The following is an 18600-nucleotide window of genomic DNA, read 5'->3' as shown; positions in this document are numbered from 1 at the left end:
TTCCTCTCTTCCGTCCGCGAAAGGACTTCCCTCACATGACCACCACACTCGAACACCCTCCCGAGACCCGGCAGGCCCCCGCCCCGCTCGTCACCGGCGTCCTCGACATCGACGCACACGGCAAGGGGCGGCTGAGGGCCGCGAGCCTCCTCCCCTCCCCCGCCGATCCGCAGGTCCCGTCGGCGCTGATCCGCCGCCACGGACTGCGCAAGGGCGACCTGGTCGAGGGCGTCCGGGGCGCGCAGCGCGACCTGACCGAGGTGGCGCGCGTCAACGGACGCGTGCCCGGCGAACTGCACACCCGGCGGCACTTCCGCGACCTCACCCCGCTCCACCCGCACCGGCGCATCCGCCTCGAACACCCCGCCTCCGGACTCGCCGGACGCGTCACCGATCTGCTCGCGCCCGTCGGCAAGGGCCAGCGCGGACTCCTCGTGGCCCCGCCGAAGACCGGCAAGACCGTGCTGCTCCAGCAGCTGTCCGCCGCCGTGGCCGGCAATCACCCCGAGTGCCGGCTGATGGTCCTCCTGCTGGACGAGCGTCCCGAGGAGGTCACCGAGATGCGCCGCTCGGTGCGCGGCGAGGTGTACGCCTCCACCTTCGACCGGTCCGCCAAGGAGCACATCGCCCTCGCCGAACTGGTGGTGGAGCGGGCCAAGCGCCTCGTGGAGGCCGGCGAGGACGTCGTCGTCCTGCTGGACTCGCTGACCCGGCTGTGCCGCGCCCACAACAACGCCTCCGCCGCCGGCGGCCGTACCCTGAGCGGCGGTGTCGACGCGGGTGCGCTGCTCGGCCCCAAGCGGTTCTTCGGCGCCGCCCGGCAGGCCGAGGAGGGCGGCTCGCTCACCATCCTGGCCACGGCCCTGGTGGACACCGGCTCCCGTGCCGACGGCTACTTCTTCGAGGAGCTGAAGAGCACGGGCAACATGGAACTGCGCCTCGACCGGGAACTCGCCGGCCGGCGCGTCTTCCCCGCCGTTGACATCGACGCCAGCGGCACCCGGCGCGAGGAACTCCTGCTCACCCCGGCCGAGTTGAGCGCCACACAGGGCCTGCGCCGCGCCCTGCGCTCCCGGGAGACCGGCCCCTCCGCCCTGGAGACCCTGCTGGAGCGGCTGCGCGGCACACCCGACAACGCCGCCTTCCTGCGGCAGATCCGGCCCACCCTGCCGGCCGGCTGACACCGGGCCGGCGGACGTCCGCGTGCGGCATACGGGTTGCGCGGCCACCCGAACGGCCCGGGCGGTGTGCTGCACGCGGACCATATTCGTACGTTGATCACATGGTCACCGGATTCTCTTACCGCGCGGTTGTGTCGGCCTGCTCCCTCTGTGTGGCGGGCCTGCTGGTGTGCACGCCGGCCGCTGCCGCCGCCGGGCCCCGGGCCGGGGAACCCGCCCCGCCCCGCCCCCGGGCGGCGACGCCCGATCCGTCCCTGCTCTACCACTCCGGCACACAGGTCCGGCCGCACCGGGGCACACCCGCGCTGCCGGAGGTCTCGGCGCTCTCGTGGCTGGTCGCCGACGCCGGCAGCGGGGAAGTGCTGGCCGCGAGCGACGCGCACCGCGAACTGCCGCCCGCGAGCACCCTGAAGACCCTGTTCGCGCTCACCGTGCTGCCGGTGCTGCCCAGCGGGCTGCAGCACACCGTGCGGTACGGGGAACTGGCGGACGTCGGCGAGGGCAGCAGCCTGGTCGGCGTCGAGGAGGGGCACACCTACCAGGTGGCCGACCTGTGGCGCGGGGTCTTCCTCAGCTCGGGCAACGACGCCGTGCACGTACTCGCCACGCTGGGCGGCGGCTGGGCTGCGACGGCCGCGCGCATGCAGGACAAGGCCCGCTCGCTCGGCGCCCTCGACACCCATGTGGTCTCCCCGGACGGCTACGACAGCCCCGGCCAGGTCTCCTCCGCCTTCGACCTGGCACTGTTCGGCCGCGCCGGCCTGCGCAACCCCGACTTCGCCCGGTACTGCGCCACCGCCCAGGCCCGCTTCCCCGGTGAGGGGTCGTCGTTCCCCATCGAGAACACCAACCGGCTGCTGACCGGCGAGGACGGCGTGGCGCCGTACCCCGGGCTCATCGGCATCAAGAACGGCTACACCAGCAACGCCGGGAACACCTTGGTCGCCGCGGCCCGCCGGGACGGGCGCACCCTCGTGGTGAGCGTGCTGAACCCTCAGGCCGAGGGCGGTCTCACCGTGTACGAGGAGGCCCGCGCCCTGCTCGACTGGGGCTTCGCCGCGGCCGGCGGCGTCGACCCGGTCGGCTCGCTCGACGGGCTGCGCCCGGCGGTGACGCCGTCCGTCGCACCGGTGGCGGCGGCCGGGTCTCCGGCGCCGGACGACGACTCGGTCTGGTCCGGCACCGCGCTCGTCGCGGGGCTCTCCGGGCTGGGCGCCGGGGTCGTGGCGCTGGCGCTGCGGGCCAAGGGCAACCGGGCTGCCCGCGGCTGACCCACGGGCAGCCGGAGCAGCAGGCCCAGCGAGATCCACGTGTAGAGGTTGCTGCCGACGAACCCGTCGAGCCCTGAGGCGTCGTCGAACCACAGCCACACCACGCTGGTGCACAGCACCGCGTAGAGGGCGCCCGCGATCCGCAGGTGCCCGGCGCGCGCCAGCACCGCGAAGGACGGCAGCAGCCACACCAGGTGGTGCACCCACGTGATCGGGCTGACCAGGCAGGCCGTCGCACCGGTGAGCGCGAACGCCGCCGTCCAGTCGCCGGCCGCGACCGCCCGGCGGCCGCGCCAGGCCCACACGCAGAGCGTCAGCAGCACCGCCGTCGCCCACAGCGGGCGGCCCGGCTCGCCGAGGCGGGCCAGCACACCTTGCAGCGACTGGTTCGACACGTAGTCGAGGCGGCCCACCCGGCCGGTGTCCCAGAGCGCCTCGGTCCAGTAGAAGCGGGAGGCGGCCGGGTCCGCCCAGGCCGCCAGCGCGGTCGCGGCGAGGGCCACGGCCGTGGCGACGCCGGCCGCGCGCCGCCGCCCGGCGAGCAGCAGCAGTCCGATGAACAGGGCGGGCGTCAGCTTCACGGCCGCGGCAAGCCCGGTCCCGATGCCGGCCCAGCGGCCCCTGCCGGTCGCCAGCAGCCGGCAGTCGGCGAGTACGAGGGCGAGCAGAGCCACGTTCACCTGGCCGAAGCTGAAGGTGTCCCGCAGCGGTTCGAACAGCGCGAGCAGGCACAGGACCAGCGCCCACCGGTACCAGCCGTGGCGCCGCCAGTGCGGCCCGGCCAGGATCCGCAGCACCGCCGCGAGCGCGGCCAGGTTCAGCAGCAGGGACCCGGCGGTCGCCACGGTCCGGCCCAGCAGGGCCAGGGGCAGCATGGCGAGCGCGGCGAACGGCGGATAGGTGAAGCCGTACGCGGTGCCCGGCACCCGGTAGTCGTAGATCCGGCCGCCGTGGTGCGCCCAGGTGTGCACGGCGCCGTAGTACACCCGCAGGTCGAAGAAGCCGCGCAGCAGCGGCACCGTGGCCGTGAACACGGTCACCGCGGCCACCAGGCACAGGACCAGCAGCAGCCGGCCCCGGTCGCCGCGCGGTCCCAGCGGGGCCAGCCGCCCGGGCAGCCCGGGCCTTCCCCACGGCCCGGTCATGCGGTGCGTCCCGGGAGGGGGGCCTGCGCCGCCTGGTGGGCCTGCCAGAGCACGACCACGCCGAGGACGCCGCCGGAGACCGCCAGCACCAGCTGCCCCAGGTCGGCGGGGCCGCCGCTGGGCAGCACGGCGAGGGCGAGCACCCCCGCCAGGGCGGCCACCCGGTGGCGCACCGAGGTGCTGGGCGCGGCGGCGGCGATGAGGAACAGGCCCCACAGCACGTACCAGGGCCGGATCGCCGGCCCGAAGACGGCGACCGCGAGCAGGCTCAGGCCCAGCGCGTACACCGGCCGGGGGCGCAGCCGGAGCCATATCAGCAGGACGGCCACGGCGGTGGCGGCCAGTCCCAGCAGGTGCCAGGCCGGGACCGCGAGCGGGGCGAGACCGCTGCCGAGGTGGGTGAGCAGGGCGCCGGTGGCGCGGCCGAGCAGGCTGGTGAGCGCCCAGTTGTGCGAGGAGACCGGTGTGTCGAGGGCGCCGATCCAGCCGTAGCCCGTGCCCGCGACGGCCGTGGCGGCGACCGTGGTCGCGGCGGAGGCGGCGACCGTGGTCAGGGCCGCCGGCAGCGGCCGGCGGCCGGCGCGCACCTGGAGGGCGAGCACGGCCAGCAGGCCGAGCGCCGCCGGCGCCTTGACCAGGGCGGCGAGGGTGACGAGGACGGCGCCGACGGCGGGCCGGCGCCCCCGTGCGGCCACCAGACCGAGACCGAGCAGGCCCAGCATCAGGGCGTCGTTGTGGGCGCCCGCGACCAGGTGCAGCAGCACGAGCGGGTTGAGGGCGCCGAGCCACAGCGCGGCGGCCGGGTCGGAGCCGCTGTGCCGGGCCAGGCGGGGCAGTGCCACCGCCATGAGGGCCACGCCGAGCAGGGCGACCAGGCGCATGCCCAGCAGGCCGGCGGGCAGTTCGCCCCGGGTCGCTCCGGACAGCGCCGAGGCCAGGCCGAGGAAGGCCGGGCCGTAGGGGGCGCCGGTGTGCTGCCACATCGGGGCGACCTCGTCGGCGAGCGGGCCGCCGAGCTGGGCCGGGCCCTGGGCGTACACGTCCATGTGCGCGTCGACCATGGCGCCCTGTGCGAGATAGCTGTAGACGTCCCGGCTGAACAGCGGCGGCGCGAGCAGCAGCGGCGCCGTCCAGACGGCCAGCACGAGCAGCAGGGCGCGCGGGGTGGGCGGCCGGGGGCCGCGCACCAGACGGCCGAGGAGCACCCAGGCCGCGATCAGCAGGACGACGCCGAAATAGACCCCGACCAGGCCGAGCGCCGCCCGCACCGAGGCGGGCGCCAGCAGCTCTTGGACGGGCAGGGCGCCGGCCGACTCACCGCCGAGCGCGAGGAAGGCGGTTCCGGCCAGGCCCAGCACCTGGCAGCGGCGGAGATCGACGGGGAATGCCATGGCCAACACTGGCTCAGCGTGTCAACGCCGAGTGGCCGGAAGGCGACGCTCCCCTCACCTGCGGGCGGCCCGTACATGACCGGCGTGTGAGGCCCGACGGCTTCCGAGGGGCCGGACGGCCTCCCGGTGGTTCCGGGGTTCTCGGGGCGCCGGGGTCCGGTCCGGGTCCGCCGGTCAGAACACGGAGAGGCAGGCCGCCGGTCAGAACACGGAGAGGCCGGCCGCCGGTCAGAACACGGAGAGGCCGGTCAGCGTGGTGAACCGGTCGAGGGCGGCGACACCCGCCACCGAGTTGCCGCGCTCGTCGAGGCCCGGGCTCCACACGCACAGGGTGCAGCGGCCCGGTACGACGGCGATGATCCCGCCGCCGACACCGCTCTTGCCGGGCAGCCCGACACGGTAGGCGAAGTCGCCGGCCGCGTCGTAGGTACCGCAGGTCAGCATGACCGCGTTGACCTGTTTGGCCTGGCTGCGGCTGAGCAGCCGGCCGCCGTCGGCGCGGATGCCGTGCCGGGCCAGGAAGCCGGTGGCCAGGGCCAGGTCGGCGCAGGAGGCGGCGATGGAGCACTGCCGGAAGTACTGGTCGAGGAGGACCGGCACCTCGTTGTCGATGTTCCCGTAGGACGCCATGAAGTGGGCGAGGGCGGCGTTGCGGTCGCCGTGGGCGGTCTCGGAGGCGGCGACCTCCTCGTCGAAACCCAGGTCCGGGTTGCCGCTCTCGGCCCGCAGGAAGGCCAGCAGTTCGCCGGCCGCGTCCCCGGTACGGGTCTGCAGGCGGTCCGTGACGACGAGGGCGCCCGCGTTGATGAAAGGATTCCGCGGGATGCCGTGCTCGTACTCCAGCTGGACCAGGGAGTTGAAGGGGTTGCCGGAGGGCTCGCGGCCCACGTGCTCCCAGAGTTCGTCGCCCTCCCGGGCCAGGTCGAGGGCGAGCGTGAATACCTTGGTGATCGACTGCGTGGAGAACGGCTGCCGCCACTCCCCCACCCCGTACACCGTGCCGTCCAGCTCGGCGACGGCCATGCCGAAGCTGCGCGGGTCACAGGCGGCCAGGGCCGGGATGTAGTCGGCGGCACGGCCGCGTCCCGGGGTGCGGGTGATCTCCTCGGCTATGCGCTCCAGGACCGGCAGGAAGGTGAGGGACGACGTCATTGTCATGGTCACCATTGTGCCTACCGGTCCATCCCGGAGCGTAATCGTGTCGGTGTCTGCGCAGGTCAGGCGGTTGGTGCGCCGCTGCCAGCGAGGATCTCGGGGCGCAGCAGGCCGGCCAGCCGCTCGGCCGGCAGCAGGCCCTTCTCCAGTACCAGCTCGGCCACGCCGCGCCCCGTGGCGAGGGCCTCCTTGGCGATGTCGGTCGCCGCCGTGTAGCCGATGTGCGGGTTGAGCGCGGTGACCAGGCCGATGGAGTTCTCGACGGTCGCGCGCAGCCGCTCGGTGTTGGCGGTGATGCCCAGGACGCAGCGCTCGGCCAGGACGCGGCAGGCGCTCTGCAGATGGGTGATCGACTCCGACAGGGAGTGCAGGATGATCGGCTCGAAGGCGTTGAGCTGGAGCTGCCCGGCCTCGGCGGCCATGGTGATGGCGACGTCGTTGCCGATCACCTCGAAGGCGACCTGGTTGACCACCTCGGGGATGACCGGGTTGACCTTGCCCGGCATGATCGACGAGCCGGCCTGCACCGGCGGCAGGTTGATCTCGCCGAGGCCCGCGCGCGGTCCGGAGGACAGCAGGCGCAGGTCGTTGCAGCTCTTGGAGAGCTTGACCGCGATCCGCTTGAGGACGCCGGACATCTGGACGAAGGCACCGCAGTCCTGCGTGGCCTCGACCAGGTTGGCGGCGGTGACCAGCGGGAGGCCGGTGATGGCGGAGAGGTGGCGGCGGGCGGCCTCGGCGTAGCCGGCGGGTGCGTTGAGGCCGGTACCGATGGCCGTGGCGCCGAGGTTGATCTCCTGGATCAGCTCGACGGCCTCGGCGAGACGGCTGCGGTCCTCCTCGATCATGACGGCGAACGCGGAGAACTCCTGACCGAGCGTCATCGGTACCGCATCCTGCAACTGTGTACGGCCCATCTTGAGCACGTCACGGAACTCGACGGCCTTACGGGCGAAGGCGTCCTGCAGTACAGACATCGCCTTGAGCAGTCCATGTACCGCGAACACCGTCGCTGTCTTGACTGCGGTCGGGTAGACGTCATTGGTTGACTGGCCCAGGTTGACGTCTTCATTGGGATGCAGATGTGTGTACTGCCCCTTGGCGTGGCCGAGCAGTTCCAGCGCGCGGTTCGCCACGACCTCGTTGGCGTTCATGTTGGTGGACGTGCCGGCACCGCCCTGGATGACGTCCACGACGAACTGGTCGTGCAGCTTGCCGTCCCGGATCTCACGGCAGGCCGCGACGATCGCGGCGGCCTTCGCGGGCGCCAGCAGACCGAGCTCCTCGTTGGCGAGGGCGGCGGCCTCCTTGACGGCGGCCAGCGCGTCGATCAGGTGCGGGTAGGCGGAGATCGGGGTGCCGGTGATGGGGAAGTTCTCGGTGGCGCGCAGGGTGTGGATGCCCCAGTACGCGTCGGCGGGGACGTCGCGGTCGCCGAGCAGGTCGTGTTCGCTGCGGGTGGCGGCGGTCATGACGGTGGGCCTCTTTCTGAGGTGCGGAGGAGGGGAGCGCCCCGCGAGGGGCGCGGGGAGCCGCGGAACAGCCGCGGACGCGGCGGCGCCTGCGCCGGTCGTCCCGGCGGTGGCGGCGCCGCGCGGGGCCGACGGTGACCCGCGGTTGCCCGGAGGGTCGGGGCGGCGCCGGCGAGCGCTATCCGCAGGCGGCGAGCGGAACCGGGTCCAGCGCGCGTACGGGCTGTACGCGTCCCACCGGCTCCCCGCCGCCGAGCAGCGGCTCCCCCGCGAACGCGGTGAGCAGCGCCGGGTCGACTCCGGAGCGCGCCAGGGCGGCGGCGGCCACGGGGACGCGCGCCCGGTTCGCGCCGTCGGCGATCTTGACGGCGATGGCGCGGCCGTCGGGCAGCGCGGCCACCTGGACGCCCTCGAAGCCGTCCTTCGCGAGCAGTCCGGGCACGGCACGCATGAGCGCGGCGACGTCCCGTGCGGAGCCGGAGGCCATCTCGGCGTGCTCGCGCATCGCGTCGGCGACCCGGGCCTCGGGGGTGCCCGGCGCCGCAGAGGTGATCCGGGCGAGGGCGCGGGCGAGTCCGTGCAGGGAGATGGAGAACAGCGGGGCGCCGCAGCCGTCCACGGTGACCCGGGCGACGCGCTGGCCGGTCAGCTCCTCGACGGTCTCGGCGACGGCCCGCTGGAGCGGGTGCGCCGGGTCGAGGTAGTCGTCGAGGGACCAGCCGTTGAGCCGGGCGGTCCAGAGCATGGCGGCGTGCTTGCCGGAGCAGTTCTGGGCGAGGCGGTCGGGCAGCCGGCCCTCGCGGACCCAGCTGTCCCGGACGGCCGGGTCGTACGGCATGTCGGGCACGTTGCGCAGATCGGTCTCGGCGAGGCCGGCGAGTGCGAGGATGCGCCGGGTGCCGGCGAGATGGCGTTCCTCGCCGGAGTGGCTCGCGGCGGCCAGCGACAGCAGTTCGCCGTCGAGCGGCAGCCCGGCCCGCAGCATGGCCACGGCCTGGAGGGGCTTCACGGCGGAGCGCGGGTAGAAGGCCGCCTCGATGTCGCCGAGCTGGAACGTCACCCGGCCGTCGGCGCCGAGGACGACGACGGAACCGTAGTGGATGCCCTCGACGACCCCGCCGCGGACGAGGTGGGCGACGGGAGCGTGGAGGGGTTCGCGGACGACGGGTGCGTCGGCGGGGGAACTGCTGTACATCACTGCCTGAATCATGGGGTCGGGGTCGCCCGGAACGCGGGTCACGCGTCGGCGCCGGTGGAGGTGCGGGATATGCGGGCGCGGATGCCGTACCAGCCGGCGACCAGCGCTGCGGCGATCAGCGGCAGACAGAGCACGGTGGTGCGTCCGGCGCCGCCGTCGGCGTACATGAGGACCAGGACGGAGGCGAGGAACGCCAGCGTCACAAGTTCGGTCCAGGGGGAGCCCGGCAGGCGGTACGAGGGCCGGCTCAGTGCGCCCTGCCGGGTCTTCTGCCAGAAGGACAGGTGACAGATCATGATCATGCCCCAGGTCGCGAGGATGCCGATCGCCGCGAAGTTGAGGACGATCTCGAACGCGTCGGCGGGGACCACGTAGTTCAGGCCCACGCCGAGCACGCAGATACCGCTGGTGAGCAGGATGCCGCCGTACGGGACCTGGCTGCGGCTCATCCGGCCGGTGAACCTCGGGGCGGAACCGCTCAGGGCCATGGAGCGCAGGATGCGTCCTGTGGAGTACAGGCCGGAGTTCAGCGACGACATCGCCGCCGTGAGCACGACCAGGTTCATCACGCCGCCGGCGGCCGGGATGCCGACGTGGGACAGGACCGTGACGAAGGGGCTCTCGCCGGCGGTGTACTTGTTCCACGGGAGCAGCATCGACAGCAGGACGACCGAGCCGACGTAGAACAGGCCCACCCGCCACATGATCGAGTTGATCGCCTTGGGCATGATCTTCTCGGGGTTCTCGGTCTCGCCCGCCGCGACGCCGACCAGCTCGACGGAGGCGTAGGCGAAGACGACACCCTGGATGATCAGCAGCATGGGCAGCAGCCCGTTGGGGAAGACGCCGCCGTTGTCACCGATCAGGGCCGGGCCGGGGTGGTGGCCGTCGACCGGGTGCTGGGTGACCAGCAGGAAGATGCCGATGCACATGAACACGACGAGCGCGCTGACCTTGACGATCGCGAACCAGAACTCCAGCTCGCCGAAGATCTTGACGGAGATCAGATTGACGGTCAACACGACCGCAAGGGCGATCAATGCGATCAACCATTGCGGGATGTCGGAGAACATGCCCCAGTAGTGGGTGTAGGTGGCGACCGCCGTGATGTCGGCGATGCCGGTGGTGGCCCAGTTGAGGAAGTACATCCACCCGGCGGTGTACGCGCCCTTCTCGCCCAGGAACTCCCGGGCGTACGACACGAAGGCGCCGGAGGACGGCCGGTGCAGGACCAGTTCGCCGAGGGCGCGGACGACCAGGAAGGCGAAGAGGCCGCAGACGGCGTAGGCGATGAAGAGGGAGGGGCCGGCGTCGGCGAGCCGGCCGCCCGCGCCGAGGAAGAGGCCGGTTCCGATGGCGCCGCCGATGGCGATCATGTTGACGTGCCGGTGCTTCAGCCCTTTGCTGTAGCCGGCGTCTCCGGCGTCGACATGACCGGACGAGGCGCGTGTCTCGTCATCGAGGTGCTGCTCGCTCACGTCGCGGGTCCGCCTTTCGTCGCGGGGTCCGTGCGATGGGGACGCACGATGTCGGTGAGGGTCGTCTCGACGCGGTCCAGGTGGTGGCTCATGGCCTCGACCGCGTCGTGTTCGGAACCGTCCACCAGCGCCTCGACGATCGCCCGGTGCTCGCGGTTGGACTGCTCGCGGCGCCCGCCCAGCTCGTTGAGGAAGGCCGACTGCCGCGCCAGCGCGTCGCGGATCTCCTCGATGACCCGGCGGAAGACCGGGTTCTGGGCGGCCTCGGCCACGGCGAGGTGGAAGAGGGTGTCCATCGCCACCCAGGCGGTGGTGTCCGTCTCCCGCTCCATGCGGTCCAGCAGATGGGCCAGGTGGTCCAGGTCCTCCGGCGTGCGGCGCACGGCCGCGTAACCGGCGACCGGGATCTCGATGTGGCGGCGCACCTCCAGCAGATCGCTGGCCGCGTAGTCACCGAAGGTGGGGTCCTCGACGGTGTTAGCGACGACGAAGGTGCCCTTGCCGGTACGGGAGACCGTGAGGCCCATCGTCTGCAGCGCGCGCAGCGCCTCGCGCAGCACGGGCCGGGACACCTCCAGAGCACGGCACAGCTCGGCCTCGGAGGGGAGCTTGTCGCCGATGGCGTACCGGCCGCTCTCGATGGCGTCGCGGAGGTGGTCGAGCACCGCTTCCATGGCGCTGACGCGCCGCGGGACCCGAGCACCTGTCTGGCTGTCTGACAGGTTCACGGAGCGATCCTGCGGGGTGCGGGCCGGGGCTGTCAAGGAGGGCGTGAGGAAGCACGCGCGGGGTGCGGCGCCCGCGTACAGGCGTCCGCACCCCGCGGGGTGATCAGCGGCGTTCGGCTCAGCTGCTGAGCGTGCCGGTGGCGAGCAGGCCGAGCAGGAGCCCGCCGACGACGATCCGGTAGATCACGAAGGCGTTGAAGGAGTGCTTGGCGACGAACTTCAGCAGCCAGGCGATGGAGGCGTAGGCGACCACGAACGACACGATGGTGCCGACGGCCAGCGGGGCGGCGCCGACGCCCGCGCCGAGGGCGTCCTTCAGCTCGTACAGGCCCGCGCCGGTCAGGGCCGGGATGCCGAGGAAGAAGGAGAGCCGGGTGGCGGCGACGCGGTCCAGGTCCAGGATGAGCGCGGTGGACATGGTGGCGCCGGAGCGGGAGAAGCCCGGGAAGAGCAGGGCGAGGATCTGGGAGCAGCCGACCCACATCGCGTCCTTGAAGGACGTGTCGTCCTCACCGCGCTTGTGCCGGCCCATCTGGTCGGCGGCCCACATCACACCCGAGCCGGCGATCAGGGAGCCCGCCACCACCCAGAGCGAGGCGAGCGGGCCGTCGATCAGCGGCTTCGCGGCCAGGCCCACCACCACGATCGGAATGGTGGCGGCGATCACCCACCAGGCGAACTTGTAGTCGTGGTGGTAGCGCTCCTCGCGGTCGGTCAGACCGCGGAACCACGCGGTGACGATCCGCCTGATGTCCTTGAAGAAGTACACGAGCACAGCGGCGATGGCGCCGACCTGGATGACGGCGGAGAACCCCACGACGGACTTGTCGTCGACGGGGATGTCCATGAGCCCCTCGGCGATCTTGAGGTGGCCGGTGGAGGACACGGGCAGGAACTCGGTGACGCCCTCGACTACGCCGAGGATGACGGCCTGACCGACGGAGATGGCGCTCATGGGATCCAGTTCTGGGGAGGATTGGTCGACAATGTTGTAGACACTACTTGTTGTGCCCGGACGGATGGCAAGCGGCTAGCCCCACAGGGCGCCGGCGAGCCAGACCCCGGCAAACGCCGCCGCGAGCCCCGCCGCCACGCTCGCCGCGACGTTCAGGGCAGCGTAGAGCCCCGAGCCGTCCTCGGTCAGCCGCAGGGTCTCGTACGAGAAGGTCGAGTACGTGGTCAGCGCGCCGCACAGCCCGGTGCCCAGCAGAAGGCGCAGATGAGGACCGGCGGCTCCGGCGGAGGCGGCGCCCGTGAGCACCCCGAGGACCAGACAGCCGGTCGCGTTCACCACAAAAGTGCCCCACGGGAAGACCGAGTCGTGGCGGGCCTGCACGAAGCGGTCGGTGAGGTAGCGCAGCGGGGCGCCGATCACGGCCCCCGCGATCACCAGGAGCCAGTTCACAATGACTTCTTACCCTCCGGGTCCGTTCTGTCGGCGCCGACGGCCGCGCCGGACAGGTCCGCGCTCGGGGACAGGGCCCGGCGCCCGGACGGCGTCATCGCGCCCTCCCGCGCAGCAGCCGGCGGGCGGCGGCCGAGCCGAGCCACACCGCCGCGAGGGCGGCGAGCGGTGTCGCGGCGAGACAGGCCAGACCGATCCCGGGGCGCCCGCCGTCGAGCAGTCCCCGGCTGTCGACGGCGTAGGTGGAGAAGGTGGTGAAGCCGCCGAGGACGCCGGTGCCGAAGAACGGCCGCAGCAGCCGGTGGGCGGCCCGCACCTCGGTGATGAGCACCATGAACACGCCGATGATCGCGCAGCCCGCGGCATTCGTGCCGAACGTGGCCCAGGGGAAGCCGCCGGGCGGCGTGGGCCGGGCGAGTAAGAGCGCGTAGCGGGCCACCGCGCCCAGCGCGCCGCCGAACGCCACGACCGCGACGACGGGCAGTTGGGCACGCCACTCGGGCCGCCGCCCCGACAGGGGGCGAGCACCGACGGTCTGCGTCTTCGGGGCTGGCATGCGGGTACGTCTCCTGTTCGGCCCTGCCCTCACGGGTGATCACGGCCGGGACCAGGGTACCGGCGTGTCACGGGCCGGCGGGCCGCGCGCAGACCGCCACGCCGGGTTCCCAGAGGCTGCCGAGCACCAAGTGATCACTGGTCGCGCAGACGCTGGTGACCATCCGGAACCCGGACCGACGGCGGGTGAGGTGGTGCACGGTGCGGCCCTGGTCGTCGACGGCGACGACGCCGACGGTGCCGCCCGGGCGGTACGGCGCGCGCACGGCGGCCCGGGCCGCGCCGCGGCGGACGGCCGGCGGGGTGCGGTGCAGCAGGTCGAGCGGGGGGACCCGGGGACCGGCGAGGGCGACCCAGAGCGGACCGCCGGGACCCTCGCGCCAGAGGTTGTCCGGCATGCCGGGGAGGTCGGCGAAGGGTTCGGCGCTGCCGGCGCCGGGGCCGGTGAGCCGGTAGCGGGTGAGGCGGCAGGCGCCGGTCTCGGCGATCACCAGGAAGGAGCCGTCGGCGCTCACGGCGAGCCCGTTCGCGAACTGGAGCCCCTCCAGCAGCACTTCGGGCTCCCCGCTCCCGGGGGCGAGCCGCAACAGGCGTCCGGTGCCGGTGTGTTCGACGATGTCGCCGATCCACTGGTCGAGGGGGTAGCGGCGGCTGGAGACGGTCACGTACAGGGTGCCGTCCGGCAGGGCCACGGCGTTGCTGCAGAAGCGGAGCGGCTCCCCCGCCACCTTGTCCGCCAGGACGCGGACGGTGCCGTCGTCGGTCCGCACGCGCAGCAGTCCGCGTACGGCGTCACAGACCACCAGGTCGCCGTCCGGAAGGAGTTCGAGTCCGAGGGGACGGCCGCCGGTCTCCGCGAGCACCTCCACGCGGGCCGCACGCGGGTCGCCCGGGTGGTGGAGGCGGAGGATGCGTCCGTCCGAGACTCCTGTCAGCACGCGCCCGTGCGGATCGGCGACGACGTCCTCGGGCCCACGGGCGCCCAGGGAGACGTAGTGCAGCGGCACGAGTGCCGTGGTCCGTTCCATGTGCGGTCCCCTCCTCGATCGGGTCGGCCCATACTGACAGCCGCCCGCCGCCCGCCCCACCCCGCGCCTCCCCTTCGTCACCAGCCCTTCTCGAACATCCGGGCCACCTCGGCGATACGGATCTCGTCGCGCCGGTAGTAGGTGCGGCAGCGGATCCGGCGGGTGCGCAGAACGCCGAGGCGGGTGAGGAAGTCCAGGTGGGCGAGGGCGGTCCGGCGGGGGACGCCCAGCTTGACGGCGACGGCCCGGGCCGTGACGCCGGTCTCGGCGGGGTCGGGGCGGCGCACTGCCGGGAAGTGCGCCACCGGGTCCTTGAGCCACTCCAGGATGGTCTGCCGCATCCGGCCCGAGGGCGTTCCCCTCATCCTTGCGCCTCCCGTCCCGGCCTCCTCGTACGCAGTATTCCCACTGTGGCCCCGGCGACGCCGCCGCGTCCGGGACTCGGCGGCCGTTGTCCGGTACCGAACGGCAGTGCGACCGAGGAGGGTCCTGCCATCGGGGAAAGCGGCGAGGACCCGTCCGCTCGAAGCGGCCGGGGACCGTTGCGGGCGGTTCAGCGGAGACGGAAGCTGAGCGTCTGGCTGGTGATGATCTCCGTGCCGGCCATTACTGGGCTGGAGTGACGGCGGCAAGCGGTCAGGATCGGAGAAGCCGTCGCGGGCCGCCGGGCCCTAGCGTGAGAACACCGGCGAGGAACCCCGTCGGATCCCGCGTCCCTGAGGAGCGATTCCCATGACCACCGGCCTGCACACGATCATCTACCCCGTCAAGGACCCGGAGCGGGCCAAGGCCCTGTTCACCGCCCTGCTGGGGGTGGAGCCGTACGCCGACGAGCCGTACTACATCGGTTTCAAGGCCGCCGGCCAGGACGTCGGCCTCGACCCGAACGGGCACGCACAGGGCCTGACGGGGCCCGTGCCGTTCTGGCACGTCACCGACCTGCGGGAGCGGCTCGCGGCCCTGCTGGCGGCCGGCGCCGAAGTGGTCCAGGACGTGCGGGACGTCGGCAACGGACGGCTGATCGCCTCCGTCAAGGACGCCGACGGCAACCTCGTCGGACTGCTCCAGGACCCGGCCGCCTGAGCCCCCGCGGGACCACCTGCACCCCACACTAGTTGCACGCGCAACAATTGGCCGGATCGGTGCTACCGTTCGGGTATGGCAGTCATGACGGCCGAGACCCGGCTCGAGGAACGCTGGCGGGACATCCTCACGGTGCACGCGCGCACGATGTGCGAGATCGACCGCGTCCTGCACCCGTACGGTCTCGGTGCCAGCGACTTCGAGGTGCTGGACATCCTGGCGACCGAGCGGCCCGAGCAGGGCGAGCAGTGCCGGGTGCAGAACCTGGTCGGCCGCGTCCACCTCAGCCAGAGCGCGCTGTCCCGGCTGATCGGCCGGCTGGAGAAGGACGGCCTGGTGCAGCGCTCGGTGTGCGCGGAGGACCGGCGCGGGGTGTGGGTCGCGCTGACCCCCAAGGGCCACGCGGTGCACGCGGAGGTGCTGCCGCTGCAGCGGGCCGTGCTCGGGCGCATGCTGGCCGAACAGGGCCGCGGCACCGACCCGGCCGCGTAGCTCCGGCCCAGCCGCTGAACGGCTCGCCGCCGGATTCGCCGCCGCACGCCCTGGCGCTAGAGGATCAGCTCGGCCCCGTCCGGCAGGATCTCGGCGCCGTACCCGGCCACGCGTGCGCGGGCGGGCGAGGCGGGGTCCAGCAGCGGGTTCGTGTGGTCGAGGTGGGTGTAGATCCGGCGTACGCCGAGCTGCCGGGCCAGCCGGGCGAGGGAGCCGTCAGGACCGGTGACCGGCAGATGGCCCGTGGCGGCCTGCCCGGCGCCGGAGCCCACCGATGCGCCCGTCTCGTCGGCCGCGAAGAAGGTGCCGTCCAGCAGCACGCAGTCGGCCTCGGCGCACAGCTCGTCGAGGACGGGGCTCCAGGCGCCGACGCAGGGCGCGTACACCAGCACTCCCCCGGTGGCCAGGTCCTCGATGCGGTACGCCGTCACCCAGGGCCGCGGGGGCACTGGTGCCTGGGCCGGCACGTACCTCGGGATCTTCGCGCCCACCGGATGAGGGGTCACGACGAGTCCGCCGGCCAGCACGAAGCCGCCCTCGGCCAGGCCCTCGGCCCACTCCCAGTGCGCGTAGCGGTCGAGTGCGGCGCGGACGGGGGCGAGGACGGCGCGTACCGGCGGGGCCGCGTAGACCTTCAGGTCCGCCGTCCCGCGCAATTCGGCCAGGCCGGTCACATGGCCGGCCTCGGCGTCCGTGAGCAGCACTCCGCGCAGCAGGGTCTCCCGCGGCCCGGGTCCCGGCCACAGGGCCGGGGTGGCGGCGAGCCGGGTCCGCAGGTCGGGCGAGGCGTTGAGCAGCCACCAGTCCCGGCCGTTGCCGGTCACGGCGGCGCACTCCCCGGTCCGGGAGGGCAGCTTGCCGTCCCGGGCGGCGGCGCACAGCGCGCACGCGCAGTTCCACTGCGGGAAGCCGCCTCCGGCGGCGGTGCCCAGCAGGACGACCCTCACGACCATCGGCTCCTTCGCACTCGACCGCCTCGACCGGTGCGGTCCCTCGCCGGGATCTTCCCTTCCCGGGGCCGGGCTATCCGGCGGCGGGAGGAAGTCCCGGCCGTCCTTCGTCGGGCCGCCGGTCCACCGGGCGCCGCGGTGGAATGGGGGCGCCCGGGAAGTCGCGGGGCCCCGTCCACAGGGCGGGTACGGCGTCACAGCGGCGGCACAGCTCGTAGGCGATCGCCTCGTAGTTGACCCGCCAGCCGCGGAAGTGCGGCCATGCCTCCTTCGCGGTGCGTCCGGCCCGGAATCCCGCCGCCTCCAGCATGCTCACCGCGGCGTCGAACTCGGCGAAGGTCAGCCGGATGGACGCCTCCGGGGAGGGGTCGGTGTCGAAGGGGATGCGCAGGGCCCGTGCGATGTCCCGCAGCGCGGTGAATCCGGCGCGCAGCGCCAGCCGGGCCTCGGGCGGCGTGAGCCGCGGGTCGAGGGCGAGCTGGAGGGCCGCGGCGTCCATCACCGCGATGATGCCGACCAGCCAGCTGCGGTACGGGCGCGGGGAGCGGAAGGTCAGCAGGATCGGGTAGGTGGAGTGGCTCTCGCCCATGTCCGCGGCGAGCCGCTCCCAGGCCCGGTACAGCTCGGGCAGCGCGGTCTCGGTGTCCACCAGCCACTGCCGGGCGAGGATCTCCGGCCCCCAGGAGGGCTCGCCGGCCCGCGCCTGGAGCAGGGTGACCTCCACCTCCCGGCGGTTGTAGGCGGCGTAGAGGGTGGGCAGGTAGGCGATCTGGAGGGCGATCAGGACCGGTCCGGTGGCCGCCGCCATGAAGTCGAGCACCGACAGTTTCAGCCGGGCGCCGCTGGCGAAGCCGAGTGTGAAGAGGCTGGAGCCGGCCTCCCGGAACGCGGTGGTCCAGGACAGCGGCGACAGCGCGTACAGCAGCAGCCCGAAGCCGAGCAGGGCGCCGGCCAGCCAGCTGGCGAGCATGCCGATCAGCATCAGCGGGGCGAGCCAGGTCTGGGCGCGGTCGATGGCGTCGTAGCCGCCGCGCAGGACGGTGAGCCGGAGCGCTCGGCGCAGCAGCCACCAGAGCCGGAACACCAGCACGGAGTAGAGGCCCCTGGGCACCACCAGGGTGCGGAGGATGCTGGTCAGGACAAGGCCGAGGACCAGGATGCCTGCCGCGCCGGCGATGTATTCCATGGGCCCATTCTGTCGCTCGGGGCGCCGGGATGATCGGTCGCGCGGGCGGGCGCGGAGGCGTGGTGACCGCTCGCGCCGGGCCCGCGCACCCTTCGGCGGTGCCCCGCGCCGTTCTCAGCGGTGCCGGGTCAGCGGGCCAGCAGCGTGCGCACCCCCTGGGACGTGAGCGTCAGCGCGTGGGCGGAGCTGCCGTCTATGGCGAGGGAGAGGTCCTCGTCCGGCCACTGGGCGGCGAGCGCGCCCAGCGGGATCAAGCGGTAGCGCGAGATGAACGGCAGCAGCTCGGCCATCTCACCCTCGGTGGTGAACACCGGGACGACCGGTTCTCCCCCGGGCTGCTCCAGGACCGGCAGGGCCACCGTGCCGGCATCGGCGCCCTCGCCGTCCACCGCGTCGTCCGGCACCGGGACGAGCACGTCACTGTGGGCGAGGGTCTCCAGGGCTGTCTGGTCCTCGGCGTTCACGACCAACGCGTCCAGCGCCTGCTGGGCGGGCGTCGGCTGGGCGTCGTGTGCGGGGTGTGCGGGTGTCTCCATGGCTGGTCCCCAGGTAGCGGCTGTCGTACGGGCCGTCCGGACGGACTGACGTCCGGGCGGGCTCCCGCCTCGCGTACCCGGTGCGGTCCGGGGCATGCGTGCGATCGGCAGGCGGGGCGGCGGGCCGCCCGGCGGCCCCACGGCGGACACGACCTGATCACCGGGTACGGCCGGCCCCGGCGGGCGGGCCGGCGAGGCCGGCCGCACCCGGATCCCCGGCCGAGTACGGGTCCATGATCTACAGGGCCTAGGGGTGGGAGTCGCCGTCCGCACCGGGCGGCCGTCCGCGCCGGGCCGCCGTCCGCGCCGGCCCGGACGGCGGGGTTCCGGGGTCCACCCGCCGAAG

At 73.3% G+C, this 18600-nt stretch carries 18 protein-coding genes and 1 pseudogene; 4 read left to right on the top strand and 15 right to left on the bottom strand.

What is annotated here, in order from left to right; genetic code table 11:
* Positions 1-35: 35 nt before the first annotated feature.
* Together rho and ACF073_RS38890 are read left to right on the top strand one after the other, a co-directional pair.
* On the top strand, positions 36-1181 hold the full coding sequence (gene rho / locus ACF073_RS38895) for a transcription termination factor Rho (protein WP_392076235.1): 1146 nt from the start codon (positions 36-38) through the stop codon (positions 1179-1181).
* A 101-nt stretch (positions 1182-1282) separates the two neighbouring features.
* Positions 1283-2116: pseudogene (locus tag ACF073_RS38890) on the top strand (D-alanyl-D-alanine carboxypeptidase family protein); the annotation flags it as partial.
* Positions 2117-2175: 59 nt separating this feature from the next.
* Here ACF073_RS38890 and ACF073_RS38885 read toward each other — a convergent pair.
* From ACF073_RS38885 to ACF073_RS38830, 12 genes are all read right to left on the bottom strand, one after another.
* On the bottom strand, positions 2176-3597 hold the full coding sequence (locus ACF073_RS38885) for a glycosyltransferase 87 family protein (RefSeq protein WP_392076234.1): 1422 nt from the start codon (positions 3595-3597) through the stop codon (positions 2176-2178).
* On the bottom strand, positions 3594-4988 hold the full coding sequence (gene mptB, locus ACF073_RS38880; protein WP_392076233.1) for a polyprenol phosphomannose-dependent alpha 1,6 mannosyltransferase MptB: 1395 nt from the start codon (positions 4986-4988) through the stop codon (positions 3594-3596). Before mptB ends, ACF073_RS38885 begins: the two co-directional genes overlap by 4 nt.
* A gap of 228 nt (positions 4989-5216) precedes the next feature.
* The gene (locus tag ACF073_RS38875) at positions 5217-6155 is read right to left on the bottom strand and encodes a glutaminase (protein WP_392076232.1); all 939 of its coding nucleotides are present in this window, start codon (positions 6153-6155) and stop codon (positions 5217-5219) included.
* Between the two features lie 50 nt (positions 6156-6205).
* Positions 6206-7615 (bottom strand): aspartate ammonia-lyase, encoded by a 1410-nt coding sequence (gene aspA / locus ACF073_RS38870; protein ID WP_392076231.1) that lies wholly within the window; start codon positions 7613-7615, stop codon positions 6206-6208.
* Positions 7616-7793: 178 nt separating this feature from the next.
* Positions 7794-8810 (bottom strand): asparaginase, encoded by a 1017-nt coding sequence (locus ACF073_RS38865; protein ID WP_392076250.1) that lies wholly within the window; start codon positions 8808-8810, stop codon positions 7794-7796.
* Positions 8811-8851: 41 nt separating this feature from the next.
* Entirely contained in the window at positions 8852-10291 is a 1440-nt protein-coding gene (locus ACF073_RS38860; RefSeq protein ID WP_392076230.1) for an amino acid permease, read from the bottom strand.
* Positions 10288-11019 carry a FadR/GntR family transcriptional regulator gene (locus tag ACF073_RS38855; RefSeq protein ID WP_392076229.1) on the bottom strand — a complete coding sequence of 244 codons (732 nt, stop codon included), beginning with the start codon at positions 11017-11019 and terminating at the stop codon, positions 10288-10290. The genes ACF073_RS38860 and ACF073_RS38855 overlap by 4 nt, the downstream gene beginning before the upstream one ends.
* Before the next feature lie 118 nt (positions 11020-11137).
* Positions 11138-11974, bottom strand: a complete 837-nt coding sequence (locus tag ACF073_RS38850) for an undecaprenyl-diphosphate phosphatase (RefSeq protein WP_392076228.1) — start codon at positions 11972-11974, stop codon at positions 11138-11140.
* 75 nt (positions 11975-12049) lie between these two features.
* Positions 12050-12424, bottom strand: coding sequence for a fluoride efflux transporter CrcB (gene crcB, locus ACF073_RS38845; protein WP_392076227.1), 375 nt, complete (start codon positions 12422-12424; stop codon positions 12050-12052).
* Between the two features lie 94 nt (positions 12425-12518).
* On the bottom strand, positions 12519-12980 hold the full coding sequence (locus tag ACF073_RS38840; protein WP_392076226.1) for a fluoride efflux transporter FluC: 462 nt from the start codon (positions 12978-12980) through the stop codon (positions 12519-12521).
* A 67-nt stretch (positions 12981-13047) separates the two neighbouring features.
* Positions 13048-14007 carry an SMP-30/gluconolactonase/LRE family protein gene (locus tag ACF073_RS38835; RefSeq protein WP_392076225.1) on the bottom strand — a complete coding sequence of 320 codons (960 nt, stop codon included), beginning with the start codon at positions 14005-14007 and terminating at the stop codon, positions 13048-13050.
* A gap of 77 nt (positions 14008-14084) precedes the next feature.
* Positions 14085-14372, bottom strand: coding sequence for an ArsR family transcriptional regulator (locus tag ACF073_RS38830; protein ID WP_392076224.1), 288 nt, complete (start codon positions 14370-14372; stop codon positions 14085-14087).
* Between the two features lie 367 nt (positions 14373-14739).
* On the opposite strand from ACF073_RS38830, the gene ACF073_RS38825 reads away from it, so the two are divergent.
* Positions 14740-15090, top strand: coding sequence for a VOC family protein (locus ACF073_RS38825; protein ID WP_392076223.1), 351 nt, complete (start codon positions 14740-14742; stop codon positions 15088-15090).
* 75 nt (positions 15091-15165) lie between these two features.
* On the top strand, positions 15166-15582 hold the full coding sequence (locus tag ACF073_RS38820; protein ID WP_392076222.1) for a MarR family winged helix-turn-helix transcriptional regulator: 417 nt from the start codon (positions 15166-15168) through the stop codon (positions 15580-15582).
* 56 nt (positions 15583-15638) lie between these two features.
* On the opposite strand, the gene pqqB is transcribed toward ACF073_RS38820, so the two are convergent.
* The 3 genes from pqqB to ACF073_RS38805 all read right to left on the bottom strand — a co-directional run bounded on the left by pqqB (position 15639) and on the right by ACF073_RS38805 (position 18254).
* A complete protein-coding gene (pqqB, locus tag ACF073_RS38815; protein ID WP_392076221.1) occupies positions 15639-16535 on the bottom strand; it encodes a pyrroloquinoline quinone biosynthesis protein PqqB in 897 nt (298 codons plus the stop codon).
* Positions 16536-16605: 70 nt separating this feature from the next.
* Positions 16606-17718: a hypothetical protein gene (locus ACF073_RS38810; RefSeq protein ID WP_392076220.1), complete on the bottom strand. Its 1113-nt coding sequence runs from the start codon at positions 17716-17718 to the stop codon at positions 16606-16608.
* Positions 17719-17846: 128 nt separating this feature from the next.
* The gene (locus ACF073_RS38805; RefSeq protein ID WP_392076219.1) at positions 17847-18254 is read right to left on the bottom strand and encodes an SseB family protein; all 408 of its coding nucleotides are present in this window, start codon (positions 18252-18254) and stop codon (positions 17847-17849) included.
* Between the last annotated feature and the right edge of the window lie 346 nt (positions 18255-18600).

The sequence above is a fragment of the Streptomyces sp. NPDC015171 genome (assembly GCF_043079545.1).
In the GTDB taxonomy this organism is placed as follows: domain Bacteria; phylum Actinomycetota; class Actinomycetes; order Streptomycetales; family Streptomycetaceae; genus Streptomyces.
This window is presented reverse-complemented; position numbering and strand designations above follow the sequence as displayed.

What these genes read in the sequence shown, in the direction of transcription:
- rho (WP_392076235.1), top strand. Translation starts at nt 36, where the DNA reads ATGACCACCACACTCGAACACCCTCCCGAGACCCGGCAGGCCCCCGCC.
- ACF073_RS38885 (WP_392076234.1), bottom strand. Translation starts at nt 3,597, where the DNA reads ATGACCGGGCCGTGGGGAAGGCCCGGGCTGCCCGGGCGGCTGGCCCCG.
- mptB (WP_392076233.1), bottom strand. Translation starts at nt 4,988, where the DNA reads ATGGCATTCCCCGTCGATCTCCGCCGCTGCCAGGTGCTGGGCCTGGCC.
- ACF073_RS38875 (WP_392076232.1), bottom strand. Translation starts at nt 6,155, where the DNA reads ATGGTGACCATGACAATGACGTCGTCCCTCACCTTCCTGCCGGTCCTG.
- aspA (WP_392076231.1), bottom strand. Translation starts at nt 7,615, where the DNA reads ATGACCGCCGCCACCCGCAGCGAACACGACCTGCTCGGCGACCGCGAC.
- ACF073_RS38865 (WP_392076250.1), bottom strand. Translation starts at nt 8,810, where the DNA reads ATGTACAGCAGTTCCCCCGCCGACGCACCCGTCGTCCGCGAACCCCTC.
- ACF073_RS38850 (WP_392076228.1), bottom strand. Translation starts at nt 11,974, where the DNA reads ATGAGCGCCATCTCCGTCGGTCAGGCCGTCATCCTCGGCGTAGTCGAG.
- ACF073_RS38840 (WP_392076226.1), bottom strand. Translation starts at nt 12,980, where the DNA reads ATGCCAGCCCCGAAGACGCAGACCGTCGGTGCTCGCCCCCTGTCGGGG.
- ACF073_RS38835 (WP_392076225.1), bottom strand. Translation starts at nt 14,007, where the DNA reads ATGGAACGGACCACGGCACTCGTGCCGCTGCACTACGTCTCCCTGGGC.
- ACF073_RS38830 (WP_392076224.1), bottom strand. Translation starts at nt 14,372, where the DNA reads ATGAGGGGAACGCCCTCGGGCCGGATGCGGCAGACCATCCTGGAGTGG.
- ACF073_RS38825 (WP_392076223.1), top strand. Translation starts at nt 14,740, where the DNA reads ATGACCACCGGCCTGCACACGATCATCTACCCCGTCAAGGACCCGGAG.
- ACF073_RS38820 (WP_392076222.1), top strand. Translation starts at nt 15,166, where the DNA reads ATGGCAGTCATGACGGCCGAGACCCGGCTCGAGGAACGCTGGCGGGAC.
- pqqB (WP_392076221.1), bottom strand. Translation starts at nt 16,535, where the DNA reads ATGGTCGTGAGGGTCGTCCTGCTGGGCACCGCCGCCGGAGGCGGCTTC.
- ACF073_RS38810 (WP_392076220.1), bottom strand. Translation starts at nt 17,718, where the DNA reads ATGGAATACATCGCCGGCGCGGCAGGCATCCTGGTCCTCGGCCTTGTC.
- ACF073_RS38805 (WP_392076219.1), bottom strand. Translation starts at nt 18,254, where the DNA reads ATGGAGACACCCGCACACCCCGCACACGACGCCCAGCCGACGCCCGCC.